Source organism: Microbacterium sp. NPDC091662, assembly GCF_044756705.1.
In the GTDB taxonomy this organism is placed as follows: domain Bacteria; phylum Actinomycetota; class Actinomycetes; order Actinomycetales; family Microbacteriaceae; genus Microbacterium.
In genome coordinates, this window is the sequence record NZ_JBIVTM010000002.1 from 977,754 (window position 1) to 992,196 (window position 14,443).

The window sequence follows — 14,443 nt, forward strand, 5'->3', positions numbered from 1 at the left end:
ATGCGGCGCCGTCTGATCATCGTCTTCCTCGTACCACTCGTCGCGATCGTGGCAGCCCTCGGCGGGGCGGCGGGGTGGAGCGCCGCGCACAGCGTCCAGCAGGCGTTCTACACGCAGCAGCTCGGTGACCTGGGGTACTTCGTCACGAGTGCACGTCAGGCGCTGCGGTCGGGCAGCGCCGCCGTTATCGACGCCGAGGTCACACGCTTCCGAGAGGTCTACGGAATCGAGGTCACGGTCTTCGATCTCGGTGGCAGCGTGTGGGCGGCGGGTGAGCAGGATCCGGCGGCGCTTCCGGAAGAGGATGCCGAGCGGGTCAGGCTGGCACTCTCCGGGCGTCGCGCCGAACAGCCGACGGTCGTGTTCCCGTGGACCGTCGCGGATGCCGCTCTGGCGGAGCCGGTGTTCGACGACGGTGACGTGATCGGCGCGGTGCTGGTCGCGGGAGACGCGGAGGCGCCACGGACGGCGATCCTGCAGCAGATCCTGCTCATCTCCGCGATCGCGCTGGTGCTCATCGCGCTCGGGGTGCTGCTCGTGTTCCGCCTCGCCCGATGGGTGCTCTCTCCGGTCCGCCGGCTCGATGAGGCGATGGTCGCGATCGAGCGGGGCGAGATGGATGCGCGCGTCGCCGCGGACGACGGTCCGCCGGAGCTGCGCCGAATGGCGCAGGTGTTCAACGGGATGGCGGATGAGATCGAGCGGGTGATGACACGCCAGCAGGAGTTCGCGCTGAACGCCTCGCATGAGCTGCGCAACCCGCTCAACGCACTGCTTCTGCGTGTCGAACACCTGGCGACCGGGCTCGGCACGGAGTGGCAGGGCGATGTCGAGGAGACGCGGGAGGAGGGGCGACGGATGACCCGCATCCTCGAGACTCTTCTCGGCCTCGCTCGCGGCGGACGCGGTGACTCGACCATCTCCGCCGTCGACCTCGCGACCCTCGCCGCCCGCCGCCTGGATGCCTGGCGCGACGTCGCCGCACAGCGTGGGGTCGGCTTGCGTCCGACGGGGGCATCCTCGGTGATGAGCGTGACCGACCGGACGATCGTGGAGAGTGCGCTGGATGCCGTGATCGACAATGCCGTGAAGTTCTCCCCCGAGGGTGCGCGGATCGAGATCGGCGCGGAACGGGAGGGCCAGGTCTGCCGGATCACCGTCCGCGACCACGGTCCGGGGCTGACGGAGGAGCAGGCCGCGGCCGCGACCGACCGGTTCTGGCGCAGCGCCGATAGCGGAGACACACCGGGGTCCGGTCTCGGACTCGCCATCGCGAGCGACCTGCTCGCGACGGTCGGTGGCGAACTGGCCGTCGCCGCAGCCGAGGGCGGCGGTCTCGCCGTCGCGCTCGTGCTCCACGACGGGACGACGCCATGAGGGGCGTCGCTCGGCGGCTCATCGCCGGCGCGCTCGCGCTTACGCTGCTCGGCGGCCTGACCTCATGCGCGCCGCGCGCGAGCGAGTGGACCGATGACGAATACACCATCGCCAGCGGCGGGTCCACCGGTGTCTACTACGACTACGGCAGCCAGCTGGCCGACGAGCTGTCAGGATCACTCCACATCAGGATGATCGCGCAGGAGACGGCTGGCTCCGTCGACAACCTGCTGCGGGTGAGCGCGGGGGAGGCCCTGATCGGGTTCGCGCAGGGGGATGCCGCGGCGGACGCGGTCGCCGGCACCGGCGCCTTCGACGAGCCGCTGGAGGTACAGGCGCTCGCCCGTCTGTACGACGAGTACGTGCAGATCGTGGTGCGCGGAGACTCGGAGATCGCCGATATCGGCGATCTGGCCGGCCGCACGATCTCCCTTGGTGCGGAGAACTCCGGAGTGAACGTGATCGCCGCGCGGGTGCTCGATGCGGCAGGTGTCGATCTCAGCACCGTCCGCAACCCCCAGCTCGATCTCAGCGCCTCGATCGAGGCGATGGAGCGCGGCGACATCGACGGCTTCTTCTGGGTCGGCGGGCTGCCCACCCCGGGGGTCGCCGAGCTCTCGGAGAGGTCATCGGTCCGCCTGCTTCCGATCGAGCAGGAGTGGGTCAACGAGGTGAACGAGCGCTATTCGCATGCGTACCGGCCGGCCGACGTCCCAGCCGGCACCTACGGCCTGGAGGACTCCGCGCCCACGATGGCGGTACCCAACTACCTCGTCACCGCAACCTCCACCCCTGATGCCGTCGCCCGTGACGTTCTCGCCGGATTGTTCGAGGCGCGTCTGCGCATCGCGGGGGAGGTGCCGACGGCCGCGCTGCTGGACCGTCGCTCGGCGATCTTCACCGGTCCCGTCCCGCTGCATCCCGGCGCGGCCGACTACTACCGGGATCAGCGCGGCTGACTGCTCAAGAAATCCTCAAGAAGTCTGACACCGGGGTCGACGCTCTGCCAGTGTGAGGTCGATCGCGCACGATCGTCGCCTGTTGCTCAACTGTCGTTGGGGCGTTGCAGCAGGACGATTCCGCGGCCCGTGGGGGCGGGCCGCGGGGTACCCATGCACCGCAGCATTGGTGCCGCGATCAGGTGATTACGAACGTGTAAATCTCACCGAGGTGCCTGGAGACCCGCGTCCGACGTGGCTAGTTTGGAGAAATGATGACCTCTGATACCCCGCTCGTCGTGGTCGAGAACGTCCAGAAGCACTACGGCGACTTCCAGGCGCTCACCGACATCGACCTGACCGTCAACTCGGGAGAGGTCGTCGTCGTGATCGGCCCGTCGGGCTCCGGCAAGTCGACCCTGTGCCGCACGATCAACCGCCTCGAGACGATCACGAGCGGCACCATCCGCATCGACGGTAAGGAACTGCCGGCTGAGGGGAAGGGCCTCGCACACCTCCGCGCCGACGTCGGCATGGTGTTCCAGTCGTTCAACCTCTTCGCCCACCTCACGATCCTCGAGAACGTGACTCTCGGCCCGATCAAGGTCCGCGGCCTCAAGAAGGCCGATGCCGAGAAGGAGGCGATGGTGCTGCTCGAACGCGTGGGCGTGGCGCAGCAGGCATCGAAGCTCCCGGCGCAACTGTCCGGTGGACAGCAGCAGCGCGTGGCGATCGCCCGCGCTCTCGCTATGCAGCCCAAGGTGATGCTGTTCGACGAGCCGACCAGCGCCCTCGACCCGGAGATGATCAACGAGGTCCTCGACGTCATGGTCGAGCTGGCCCAGGACGGCATGACGATGATCGTCGTCACCCACGAGATGGGCTTCGCTCGCAAGGCGGCCGACCGGGTCGTCTTCATGGCTGACGGACGGATCGTGGAGGAGGCGACTCCCGAGGAGTTCTTCACGCACCCGAAGAGCGACCGCGCCAAGGACTTCCTCTCGAAGCTCCTCACGCACTGACGCCCCCGCACCGACCACACAGACCCTGCACACACAGCACACGAAGGAGACGCACATGCGACGCACACGGACACTGGCAGGTATCGGAATCGCAGCGGCCGCGCTGCTGGCGCTCACGGCGTGCAACAGCGGCACGCCGTCCAGCACGGGAGCCCCGGAGGGCGGCGACGAGGGCGACACCTCCAGCAGCACGCCGTGGACGGTGCTGACCGATGTCAGCATCGAGGGAAGCCCGACGTTCGACCGGATCGAGTCGGCAGGCACGGTCAAGGTCGGCGTCAAGGAGGATCAGCCGGGTCTGGGGTACCTCGACCCGGTGACCGGCGACCGCACCGGATTCGATGTCGACATCGCGCGCTGGATGGCGGCATCACTCGGCATCGACCCGGAGAAGATCGAGTTCCAGGCGATCGCCTCCGCAAACCGCGAGCAGGCCATCGTGAACGGCGACATCGACTACTACGTCGGCACGTACTCGATCACCGACAAGCGCAAGGAGCAGATCTCCTTCGCCGGTCCCTACTTCGTCACGGGTCAGGGCCTCCTCGTCGGCGCCGACAGCGACATCAAGAGCGTCGACGACCTGAGCGCGGAGACGACGGTCTGCTCGGCGACCGGATCGACGCCGATCCAGAACATCAAGACGAACTACCCCGACGTGCCCACCAAGGAGTACGACACGTACTCGAAGTGCGTCGAGGACCTGAAGAACGGTCAGGTCGACGCCGTCACGACCGACGAGGCGATCCTCATCGGCTACGCGGCCCAGGACCCGGACAACCTGAAGGTCGTCGGCGAGCCCTTCAGCGAGGAACGCTACGGCATCGGACTCGCCAAGGGCGACGACGCTCTGGCCGAGTACTTCAACACGCAGCTGACCGACGGCGGCGAGATCTGGCAGCAGATCTTCGACAACAACCTCGGCGCGTCCGGCGTCAAGGCGACCCAGCCCGAGGTCGACCCGATCGGTTGATCCCGGCGGGGCGGTCGACGCGGTCGACCGCCCCGCTCATCGGCACGAACCACCCGAGAACCCGAATCGACAGGAGCAGCAGTGGGAGTCATCACCGACCACCTCGACCTCTGGGGAGAGGCACTGTGGGGAACCATCGTGCTGTTCCTGGGTGGCGGCATCATCGCGCTGGTCCTCGGACTGATCGTCGGAGCCGCGCGTGTGTCTCCGGTTCCGATCGCCCGCGCCGTCGGCGGCGTGTACGTCAACTGGATCCGCAACACCCCGCTGACGCTCGTCATGTTCTTCTTCGCGTTCTGCCTCCCGATCCTGCTGGGGGAGCGGGTCAACCCCCTGCCTCTGGCAGTGGCCGCTCTCGGCATCTACACCGCGACCTACGTCGCCGAGGCGCTGCGAGCCGGCATCAACACCGTGCCGGTCGGTCAGGCCGAGGCTGCGCGAGCGATCGGCCTGAACTTCGGCCAGGTCATGCGCTACGTCGTGCTGCCGCAGGCGACGCGCTCCGTCGTCCCGCCCATGATGAGCGTCCTCATCGCCCTCATGAAGAACACCACGGTGGCTGCGGGCTTCTCCGTCGCCAACCTCGGCACCATCCGAGCGGCATTGAGCGAGCAGGGTGAGAACGCTCTGGCCGTGCTGCTCTGGGTCATGGTCGTCTTCGTGGTGCTGGTGCTGCTGCTCGCCTGGGTGCAGCGCGTTCTCGAGAACAAGTGGAGGATCGCGCGATGAGTTCCGTCCTTTTCGACGTCCCCGGCCCCCGCGCCATCGCCCGCAACCGGCTCATCGGAGCCGCCACGGTCCTCGTCGTCCTCGCCGTGCTCGGCTGGGTCGTGTGGAGGCTGTTCGCCACCGGACAGTTCTCCGCCGAGAAGTGGAACATCTTCACGTTCTCCGCCGTCTGGGTCCGCTTCGGCGAAGGGCTGCTGGCCACGCTCGCCGCGTTCGCGGTCGCCGGCATCGGGTCTATCGTCCTCGGCTTCCTGCTCGGTATCGGCCGCCTGTCGGAGCACGCCTGGGTGCGTGAGCCCGTCCGGTGGATCATCGAGGTGCTGCGAGCGGTGCCCGTGCTCATCCTGATGATGCTGTTGTACTACGGCCTTCCCGTGATCGGTGTGAAGATGCCGCCCTACTGGGCCGTCGTGATCGCTCTGATCGTGTACAACGGCTCCGTGCTCGCCGAGGTGCTGCGCGCCGGCATCGAGTCGCTGCCGCGTGGGCAGAGAGAAGCCGGCTACGCGATCGGTCTGCGTAAGACCGGGGTGATGTATTTCATCCTGATCCCGCAGGCCGTGCGGGCCATGATGCCGGTGATCATCGCGCAGCTCGTCGTGGCGCTCAAGGACACCGCGCTCGGGTTCATCATCACGTACCAGGAGCTGCTGTACGTCATCAACCAGATCGGCAACCAGGCGCCCTACGGATCCCCGCTGATCCCCGCGGCGATCGTCGGCGGATCGATGTACGTGGCCGTGTGTCTGTTGCTCTCCTACATCGCCTACCGCCTGCAGCGACGCGCCAAGCGCTCGCCGAAGGCCGGGCCGGCGGTGCCCGACCCCCGTCAGCACGGCGGCGAGACGAACACCTCGCTGATCGTCCTGCAGGGCGACGGGTCCGAGGCGCAGCGCTGATCCGCGAAAGCGACCCACGCGCCCCCGGTAGACTCGATTCTCGTGTCAGAGTCTCCTGAAATCACCCCGGAAGCGGTCGAAGCCGCTGTCGCCGACGCCCTCGCGGCGATCGCCGCAGCCACCGATACCGCCGAGCTGAAAGCAGCCCGCGCTGCACACGTCGCCGACGGATCGCCGCTCGCGGTCCTGAACGCCTCGATGCGACAGGTCGCCCCCGAGAACAAGGCCGCGTTCGGCAAGCTCGTGGGTCAGGGACGCGGGCAGGTGACGCAGGCGCTGGCGGCGAAGGAAGCCGAGCTGGCACAGGCCGAGGTCGCTGCGCGGCTCGAGGCCGAGCGGGTCGACATCACCGCCGTGCCGTCGCGCACCCGCGTCGGTGCCCGCCATCCGCTCACCCTGCTCCAGGACCAGGTCTGCGACATCTTCGTCGGCATGGGCTGGGAGATCGCGGAGGGACCGGAGCTCGAGCACGAGTGGTTCAATTTCGACGCCCTGAACTTCGACGTCGACCACCCCGCCCGCCAGGAGCAGGACACGTTCTACGTCGATCCGACCTCGCGCCACCTCGTGATGCGCACGCACACGAGCCCCGTGCAGGTGCGATCGATGCTCGACCGCGATGTACCGATCTACGTGCTGTGCCCGGGTCGCGTGTACCGCACCGACGAGTTCGATGCCACGCACCTTCCGGTGTTCACCCAGTTCGAGGGCCTCGTGATCGACAAGGGCATCACGATGGCGCACCTCAAGGGCACACTCGATCACTTCGCCAAGCAGCTCTTCGGCCCCGAGGCCAAGACGCGCTTCCGCACCAACTACTTCCCCTTCACCGAGCCCTCCGCCGAGCTCGACCTGTGGCACCCGACCTTCAAGGGCGGCGCGCGCTGGATCGAGTGGGGCGGCTGCGGCATGGTCAACCCGAACGTGCTGCGCGCGGCCGGGATCGACCCCGAGGTGTACAGCGGCTTCGCGTTCGGCATGGGCATCGAGCGGGGACTGATGTTCCGCAGCGACGTCCAGGACATGCGCGACATGGCCGAGGGCGATGTCCGATTCAGCGAGCAGTACGGGATGGTGGTGTGATGCGCGTCCCGCTTTCGTGGCTGCGTGAGTACGTCGATCTGGCAGCGGATGCCACGCCCGAGGACGTCCTCGCGGCATTGGTGACCGTCGGCTTCGAGGAAGAGGACGTGCACCGCTTCGACATCTCCGGTCCCGTGGTCGTCGGGCAGGTCGTCTCGCTCGAGGCCGAGCCGCAGTCCAACGGCAAGACCATCAACTGGTGCCAGGTCGATGTGGGCGAGGCGAACGGCGGCATCCGCGGGATCGTCTGCGGTGCGCACAACTTCGTCGCCGGCGACAAGGTCGTCGTGACGCTGCCCGGCGCCGTGCTGCCCGGCCCGTTCCCGATCGCCGCGCGCAAGACCTACGGCCATGTGTCGGACGGCATGATCGCCTCGGCCCGCGAGCTGGGTCTCGGCGACGAGCACAACGGCATCGTGGTGCTGGCGGATCTCGGCATCGACGCGCCCGTCGGCACCGATGCGATCGCTCTGCTCGGCCTCGACGACATCGCGGTGGAGATCAACGTCACGCCCGATCGCGGCTACGCCTTCTCGCTGCGCGGTGTGGCCCGTGAGTACGCGCACGCCACGGGGGCGACCTTCCGCGACCCCGCCGAGCGCGATTTCGCCGAGCTGCAGCCCGGCACCGGGCACACGGCCGTGGTCGACGACGTCGCCCCCGTGCGCGGGAACGTGGGTGCGAGCGAGTTCGTGACCCGCGTCGTCCGCGGTGTCGATCCCTCGCGTCCGACGCCGCCGTGGATGGTCGCGCGGCTCAGCCTTGCGGGCATGCGCTCGCTGGGCGTGCTGATCGACATCACCAACTACGTGATGCTCGAGCTCGGCCAGCCGCTGCACGGCTACGACCTCGACAAGCTCACCGGCGGCATCACGGTGCGCCGTGCGACCCCCGGCGAGAAGATGACCACGCTCGACGGCGTCGAGCGCTCGCTGCATGCGGAAGACCTCCTCATCACCGACGAGTCCGGCCCGATCGGCCTTGCCGGCGTCATGGGCGGCGGTACGACCGAGATGAGCGACACCACGCGGAACGTGCTGATCGAGGCGGCGAATTTCGACCCCACGACCATCGCCCGTTCGGCGCGTCGACACAAGCTGCCCAGCGAGGCATCCAAGCGCTTCGAGCGCGGCGTCGACCCGCTGATCCCGTTCGTCGCCGCCCGTCGTGCTGCCGACCTCATGGTCGAGCTCGCCGGCGGCACGCTCACGGAGGAGGGCGGCGCGCTGTTCGCCGAGATCTTCGTCGGCGAGATCGAGCTCCCCGCCGGATTCGTGCAGGGGCTCATCGGCGTCGACTACTCCGACGACGAGATCACCGGCGCTCTGACCACCATCGGCGCGGATGTCACGGCGTCGGATGCGGGTTCAGGTTGGACCGTGATCCCGCCGACCTGGCGGCCCGACCTCACCGACAAGTGGACGCTCGCCGAGGAGGTCGCCCGCATCCACGGGCTCGACCGCATCCCCTCGGTGCTGCCGACGCCCCCGTCCGGTCGTGGCCTCACCGCCCACCAGCAGGGTCGCCGCCGCGTGGCCGATGCGCTCGCTGCCGCCGGGCTCGTCGAGACACCGGCCTTCCCGTTCACCACCGACGCGCAGAACGACCTTCACGGGTCGGCGTCGGGGGAGCACCTGCCGAGCATCCGGTTGGCGAACCCGCTCGACGGGCAGGCGCCGTATCTGCGCCGCTCGCTCATTCCCGGGCTGCTGCAGACCGCGCACCGCAACATCTCGCGCGGGCTTACCGACCTCGCGATCTTCGAGACCGGTGTCGTGTTCCTGCCCGAGCCGGGCGTCGAGTACGGCACGGAAGAGGTGCCGCCGCTGGGTGAGCGCCCGTCCGATGAGACGCTCGCCGCCTTGAACGCATCAATCCCGCCACAGCACCGGTTCATCTCCGCGCTGCTCACCGGCCATGTCGCGCCGCGTCAGCCCGGCCGCCCCGCCGAGGCCGCAGGTCTCGTCGAGGCACTTGATGCGGTCCGCGTGATCGCGGCGGCGGTCGGCGTCGACATCGACGTGGTGCAGGCCGAGCGCGCTGCCCTCCACCCCGGACGCACCGGATCGCTCCGGGTCGCGGGTGAAGAGGTCGGCTACGTCGGCGAGCTGCATCCCGCCGTGGCGGAGGGCGCCGACCTTCCAGGGCGTGCGACCGTGTTCGAGCTCGATCTCGATCGCATCCTGTCGCTCGCCGGTGGTCGCGTCGTCGCTGCGTCGCTGTCGACGTTCCCCGCTGCCACGCAGGACGTCTCGCTCACGCTGCCGGCAGAGGTTCCCGCCGCGGATGTGCAGGCGGCTCTCGCCGAGGGTGCCGGTGCGCTGCTGGAATCGGTGCGTCTCGTCGACGACTATCGCGGGGAAGGCGTGCCGGAAGGCTCGAAGAGCCTGACGTTCGCCTTGCGCTTCCGTGCCGACGACCGCACGCTCACAGCGGCCGAGGCCACCGAGGCCAAGCTCGCCGGTGTCGAGGTCGCCGCGCAGCGCTTCGGAGCCGCTCTGCGCGACTGAGTGCGGGAGGGCGGCGCGGGGCGAACCGTGTCGTCGCTCAGAGGAATCCGGTCGGTGCCGGAGTACCGTGGCGGGATGAGAATCCTCCCCCAGGGCACTCCGGCCGCCGTCCCGGATGACTCGCGGCCGCTCGGGGAGGGACCATTCCTCGAGCCCGGTGCGCAGATCGACTGGCACTATCGGAAACCGGGATGGCAGCCGGGGGAGCCCTCCAGGATCTCCCCGATGCGCGTGGTGCGCGACGACGAGCGGGGACTCGTGGCCTGGCTCGCACCCGGAACGCTGCAGGAGGCCCCGGGGTCTGCCGACGGACAGCGCGTGCGCCAGGTGCCGCTCGATCGGCGTTGGCTCGAGCCGCGGACGCGCATCGTCGAGCCGTGGAGGGGCAACGGGGTGCTGTGCATCGCCCCCGCCGGGCTGCCGTGGTCGGTCTGGTTGTTCTGGAGCGACACCACAGGCCCGGACTGGTCCTTCGCCGGCTGGTATGTGAATCTCGAGAACGCGCATCGTCGCACCGATCACGACACCTATTCGTCCGACCACATCCTCGACGTCGAGATCGATCCGGAGGGCGGGATCCATCTCAAAGACGAGGACGAGGTCGTCGCCGCGATCCAGCAGGGGCGGCTCAGTCCCGAGCAGGCCGCGCAGATCGAGCGGCACGCGGATGCGGCGATCGCCTCGTTCGAATCCGATGACTGGCCTTTCGATTCGGAATGGGTGCGTTGGCGGCCCGACCCCGCATGGACCGTTCCGGTGCTCGCAGGCCTGGACCGGTTGAGCCCGCGCACCACTCTGCTCTGAGCGGAAGAGCTTCCCGCGGCCTCCGCCACCTGATGACATGGACTCATGACGGATGTTCTGATCCTCGGCGGTACGGGCTGGCTCTCCGGGCGCATCGCCCGGCGATGGGTCGATGAAGGCGCCGCAGTCACGTGTCTCGCCCGTGGCTCCCGCCCGACCCCTGCGGGTGCCGTGCTCGTGCGAGGCGATCGAGAGGATGCCGACGTCTACACCGACCTCGCGCGGCAGGACTGGGATCACGTCGTGGACGTCTCGTCCCACGCGGTGCAGGTCGAGCGAGCGGTCGACCTGCTCGGCGATCGGGCGGGGCGTTGGACGTACGTGTCGTCCGTCTCGGTGTACTCCGACGACGAGACGGTCGGAGCGGACGAGGCGGCTCCGCGACATCCGGCCGCGAGCCCGGGCGACGAGTACGACTACGGCGCGCAGAAGGCGGCAGCTGAAGACGCTGTCACGCGGCTCGGAGACCGCGGCTTCATCGTGCGCCCTGGGCTCATCGTGGGTGACGGTGACCCCAGCGACCGGTTCGGGTACTGGGCCGCGGCGTTCGCACGCGCAGGCACGGAAGCCGTGCTGCTGCCGCCGCTCGCGGGAAGGAGCGCGCAGGTCGTCGATGTCGACGATCTCGCGGCGTTCATCGTCGCGACCACACGCACCGGCGCCGTCAACGGCGTGGGCGATGAGCACCCCCTCGCCGATGTGCTGGGTGCGGTTCGGCTCGCGGCTGGTCACACCGGCTCCGTGGCGGTCGCGGACGAGGGATGGCTCCGTGCGCACGATGTCGAGTACTGGGCGGGACCGCGGTCCCTGCCCTTGTGGCTTCCGATCGGCATGAGCGGCTTCATGACCCGCTCGAACAGCGCATTCCACGCGAGCGGGGGACGACTTCGTCCGCTCACGGACACGATCGAGCGTGTCATGGCCGACGAACGGGCACGCGGCATCGACCGGGAACGCCGCGCAGGACTCACACGGGCGGAGGAGCGGGCGCTGCTGGCCGATCGCTAGACTGCGAGCAGTGACACGGGGTGCCGCAATCCGCGGCTGAGAACAGACCCGTCGAACCTGATCTAGTTCGTACTAGCGAAGGGATGTCGCGATGAGCGATCTTCTGCGTCCAGATTCCACCCCCGACCTCGCGGGTTCCGCCGCGACCCTGCTGGAGGTGCTGCGCGAGACGCCCCCGTTGACGCACTGCATCACCAATGCGGTCGTCACGGGATTCACCGCCAACGTACTGTTGGCGCTGGGGGCCGCCCCCGCGATGGTCGACATCGTCGATGAGGCGGGGATGTTCGCCGGAGTCGCCTCCGGAGTGCTGATCAACCTGGGGACCCCCACGCCAGAGCAGCAGGCGGCGAGTCTGGAGGCGGTTGCCGGCGCCGCCGCATCCGGTACACCCTGGGTGCTCGACCCCGTGGCGATCGGCGTGCTCCCCGTGCGCACCGCTCTCGCACACCAGCTCGCCTCGCAACGGCCGACGGCGATCCGCGGCAACGCCTCCGAGATCCTCGCCCTTGCCGGGCTCAGCGTGGGGGGACGCGGGGTGGACGCCACCGACAGCACGGAGTCCGCAGCCGATGCCGCCTCGTCGCTCGCTCGTGTCACGGGCGCGGTGGTCGCGGTGTCGGGGCCGATCGACCTCATCACCGACGGGCGACGGGTGCTGCGCCTGGCCAACGGTCACGAGCTGCTGACCCGCGTGACCGGCGGGGGATGCGCTCTCGGTGCGGTGATGGCCGCCTTCCTCGGAGCGGCCGGCGCGACCGAGCATGATGCGCTCACCGCCGTGGCATCCGCGAGCCTCGTCTACACGATCGCTGCCGAGCACGCCGCTGCGGTATCCGCGGGGCCGGGCAGCTTCGCCGTCGCCTTGCTGGATGCGCTCGCTGCGGTGGGACCCGATGACATCAGATCCGGTGCACGCGTCGAAGGCGGTGACCGGTGAACGCCGATCTCTCGCTCTACCTCGTCACGGACGCGGCGCTCTGCGGGGATCGGGGTGTCGTCGAGACCGTGCGCCGAGCGGTCGACGGCGGGGTTCGCATCGTGCAGTTGCGCGACAAGGCCGCGACCGACGCCGAGACGGTCGATCAGCTGATCGCGCTGTCGCGGGTGATCGACGGCCGGGCGCTGCTCGTCGTGAACGACCGGCTGGACGCCGCGGTCGCGGCCAGGGAACGGGGTGCGCGGGTCGACGGCGTGCACCTGGGACAGGGCGATGCCTCGGTGCTGCGCGCGCGTGAGGTGCTCGGGCCCGACGCGCTGATCGGTCTCACCGCGAACACTCCTGCACATCTCGACGCGGTCGGCGCTCTGCCCGCAGGCACCGTCGACTATCTGGGTGTCGGCGTGATCCGGCCCACCACGACCAAGCCCGATCATCCCGCACCTCTCGGCATCGACGGCTTCCGTGACTTCGTGCGGAACAGCCCACTGCCGTGCGTGGCGATCGGCGGCGTCGGCATCGATGACACGGAATCCCTTCGCGAAGCCGGTGCGGCCGGGCTCGCCGTCGTCTCGGTTCTGTGCACCGCCGACGATCCCGGGGCCACGGCGGGGGAGTTCCGCCGGCGCTGGCTCGCCGGCGCCGTGCCGAGGGTGCTCAGCATCGCCGGCAGCGATCCGTCCGGGGGAGCGGGCATCCAGGCCGACCTCAAGTCCATCGCCGCGAACGGCGGATACGGCATGGCGGTCCTCACCGCGCTGACGGTTCAGAACACGCAGGGCGTGCGCGCCGTGCACGTGCCGCCCGCGCACTTCCTCCGCGCTCAGTTGGATGCGGTGTCGGACGACATCGTGATCGACGCCGTGAAGATCGGGATGCTCGCCGACACCGAGGTCATCCGCGTGGTGGGGGCCTGGCTCGACGAGGTGCGTCCGCCGGTCGTCGTGCTCGATCCCGTGATGGTGGCGACCTCCGGCGATCGATTGCTGGATGCAGATGCGGAACGAGCCCTGCGCGAGCTCCTCGTGCGCGCGACCCTGGTCACCCCGAACCTCGCCGAGCTGGCGGTGCTGGCCGGCCGCGACATCGCCGACTGGGAGGACGCGGTCTCCGCGGCGGAGCGGCTGTCGGCGGAGATGGGGGCGGCTGTCCTGGTCAAGGGAGGACATCTCGTCGGCGACACGGCTCCGGATGCGCTGGTCGACGCGCGTCGTGGGGCGCGCCAGGAGTTCACCGGGCCTCGGATCCCGACCAGGAACACGCACGGCACCGGCTGTTCGCTGTCGTCCGCGCTCGCCACCCTTCTCGCCCGCGGAGAGGAGCCGGCCGATGCGGTTCGCGCCGCACGCGCCTGGCTCCGTGAATCCCTGCGCGCAGGCGACACGCTGCGAGTGGGGCGCGGGCACGGGCCGGTCGACCACTTCGCCGGACTCCGGGAACGTGCGGCGGCGCAGACCCGACCGGCCGCGGACGACGTCGCCGCAGAGTGGTGGCAGGAGATCGCGGAGATCCGCACGGAGATCGACGAGCTCCCTTTCATCCGGGCGCTCGCCGAGGGGTCGCTGGAACGGGGGCCCTTCCTGTCCTATCTCGCGCAGGATGCGCTGTATCTGCGCGAGTACGCCCGGGTGCTCGCCGAGGCCGCCCGGCTCGCACCGACGTCCGCCGAACAGGGCTTCTGGGCGCAATCCGCGCACGGCTCGATCGTGGGCGAGCTCGAGCTGCACGCGTCATGGCTGACGCCGGCTCGGGGGGTGAGCGCGGCGACATTCGCCGCCGAACCGGGGCCGGCGACCACTGCATACCTCGATCACCTGCGCTCCGTCGCGTTCGGCGGCGACTACGCCGAGATCGTCGCGGCCGTCCTTCCCTGTTTCTGGCTCTACACCGATCTCGGACGACGCCTGCACGCCGGGGAGTTCGGCGAGTATGCGCGGGATCCGCATCATCCCTTCGCCTCCTGGCTCGCGACGTACGCCGACCCCGCGTTCGAGGAGGCGACCGAGACGGCGATCGCCTACGCCTCCGGAGCGGCGGCACGGGCCGACGCCGCAACCCGCGCGCACATGCGCCGGGCGTTCGTGGTGTCGAGCGCGCACGAGCTCGCCTTCTTCGCCGCGCCGATGGGTCCGCAGAGTCTCAGATGACGGAACGGATTTG

General features: G+C 69.4%; 12 protein-coding genes and 1 riboswitch. All 12 genes read left to right on the plus strand.

The annotated features are described in order from the left end of the window. Positions 1–1,377: an ATP-binding protein gene (locus tag ACIQLD_RS18040; protein ID WP_402610223.1), complete on the plus strand. Its 1,377-nt coding sequence runs from the start codon at positions 1–3 to the stop codon at positions 1,375–1,377. Then, positions 1,374–2,336, plus strand: a complete 963-nt coding sequence (locus ACIQLD_RS18045; protein WP_402610225.1) for a TAXI family TRAP transporter solute-binding subunit — start codon at positions 1,374–1,376, stop codon at positions 2,334–2,336. The genes ACIQLD_RS18040 and ACIQLD_RS18045 overlap by 4 nt, the downstream gene beginning before the upstream one ends. 254 nt (positions 2,337–2,590) lie before the next feature. Next, a complete protein-coding gene (locus ACIQLD_RS18050) occupies positions 2,591–3,337 on the plus strand; it encodes an amino acid ABC transporter ATP-binding protein (RefSeq protein ID WP_029260612.1) in 747 nt (248 codons plus the stop codon). A gap of 55 nt (positions 3,338–3,392) precedes the next feature. Next, positions 3,393–4,310 carry a glutamate ABC transporter substrate-binding protein gene (locus ACIQLD_RS18055; protein WP_402610227.1) on the plus strand — a complete coding sequence of 306 codons (918 nt, stop codon included), beginning with the start codon at positions 3,393–3,395 and terminating at the stop codon, positions 4,308–4,310. 81 nt (positions 4,311–4,391) lie between these two features. Continuing rightward, entirely contained in the window at positions 4,392–5,039 is a 648-nt protein-coding gene (locus tag ACIQLD_RS18060; protein ID WP_021199764.1) for an amino acid ABC transporter permease, read from the plus strand. Then, positions 5,036–5,938 carry an amino acid ABC transporter permease gene (locus tag ACIQLD_RS18065; protein WP_402610230.1) on the plus strand — a complete coding sequence of 301 codons (903 nt, stop codon included), beginning with the start codon at positions 5,036–5,038 and terminating at the stop codon, positions 5,936–5,938. Before ACIQLD_RS18060 ends, ACIQLD_RS18065 begins: the two co-directional genes overlap by 4 nt. 42 nt (positions 5,939–5,980) lie before the next feature. Continuing rightward, positions 5,981–7,021 carry a phenylalanine--tRNA ligase subunit alpha gene (pheS, locus tag ACIQLD_RS18070; RefSeq protein ID WP_402610233.1) on the plus strand — a complete coding sequence of 347 codons (1,041 nt, stop codon included), beginning with the start codon at positions 5,981–5,983 and terminating at the stop codon, positions 7,019–7,021. Beyond that, on the plus strand, positions 7,021–9,531 hold the full coding sequence (gene pheT, locus ACIQLD_RS18075; protein WP_402610235.1) for a phenylalanine--tRNA ligase subunit beta: 2,511 nt from the start codon (positions 7,021–7,023) through the stop codon (positions 9,529–9,531). The genes pheS and pheT overlap by 1 nt, the downstream gene beginning before the upstream one ends. 75 nt (positions 9,532–9,606) lie before the next feature. Continuing rightward, positions 9,607–10,335: a DUF402 domain-containing protein gene (locus ACIQLD_RS18080; RefSeq protein ID WP_402610237.1), complete on the plus strand. Its 729-nt coding sequence runs from the start codon at positions 9,607–9,609 to the stop codon at positions 10,333–10,335. 45 nt (positions 10,336–10,380) lie between these two features. Further along, on the plus strand, positions 10,381–11,343 hold the full coding sequence (locus ACIQLD_RS18085; protein ID WP_402610239.1) for an NAD-dependent epimerase/dehydratase family protein: 963 nt from the start codon (positions 10,381–10,383) through the stop codon (positions 11,341–11,343). A 6-nt stretch (positions 11,344–11,349) separates the two neighbouring features. Next, a riboswitch (TPP riboswitch) is annotated at positions 11,350–11,444 on the plus strand. Next, a complete protein-coding gene (thiM, locus tag ACIQLD_RS18090; RefSeq protein ID WP_402610241.1) occupies positions 11,435–12,283 on the plus strand; it encodes a hydroxyethylthiazole kinase in 849 nt (282 codons plus the stop codon). Its footprint overlaps the riboswitch before it by 10 nt. Further along, the gene (locus ACIQLD_RS18095) at positions 12,280–14,430 is read left to right on the plus strand and encodes a bifunctional hydroxymethylpyrimidine kinase/phosphomethylpyrimidine kinase (RefSeq protein ID WP_402610243.1); all 2,151 of its coding nucleotides are present in this window, start codon (positions 12,280–12,282) and stop codon (positions 14,428–14,430) included. Before thiM ends, ACIQLD_RS18095 begins: the two co-directional genes overlap by 4 nt. Positions 14,431–14,443 lie beyond the last annotated feature (13 nt).

Coding starts and splice junctions, on each gene's coding strand:
- ACIQLD_RS18065 (WP_402610230.1), top strand. CDS start 5,036: ATGAGTTCCGTCCTTTTCGACGTCCCCGGCCCCCGCGCCATCGCCCGC.
- ACIQLD_RS18085 (WP_402610239.1), top strand. CDS start 10,381: ATGACGGATGTTCTGATCCTCGGCGGTACGGGCTGGCTCTCCGGGCGC.
- ACIQLD_RS18055 (WP_402610227.1), top strand. CDS start 3,393: ATGCGACGCACACGGACACTGGCAGGTATCGGAATCGCAGCGGCCGCG.
- ACIQLD_RS18045 (WP_402610225.1), top strand. CDS start 1,374: ATGAGGGGCGTCGCTCGGCGGCTCATCGCCGGCGCGCTCGCGCTTACG.
- pheT (WP_402610235.1), top strand. CDS start 7,021: ATGCGCGTCCCGCTTTCGTGGCTGCGTGAGTACGTCGATCTGGCAGCG.
- ACIQLD_RS18040 (WP_402610223.1), top strand. CDS start 1: ATGCGGCGCCGTCTGATCATCGTCTTCCTCGTACCACTCGTCGCGATC.
- thiM (WP_402610241.1), top strand. CDS start 11,435: ATGAGCGATCTTCTGCGTCCAGATTCCACCCCCGACCTCGCGGGTTCC.
- ACIQLD_RS18080 (WP_402610237.1), top strand. CDS start 9,607: ATGAGAATCCTCCCCCAGGGCACTCCGGCCGCCGTCCCGGATGACTCG.
- ACIQLD_RS18050 (WP_029260612.1), top strand. CDS start 2,591: ATGACCTCTGATACCCCGCTCGTCGTGGTCGAGAACGTCCAGAAGCAC.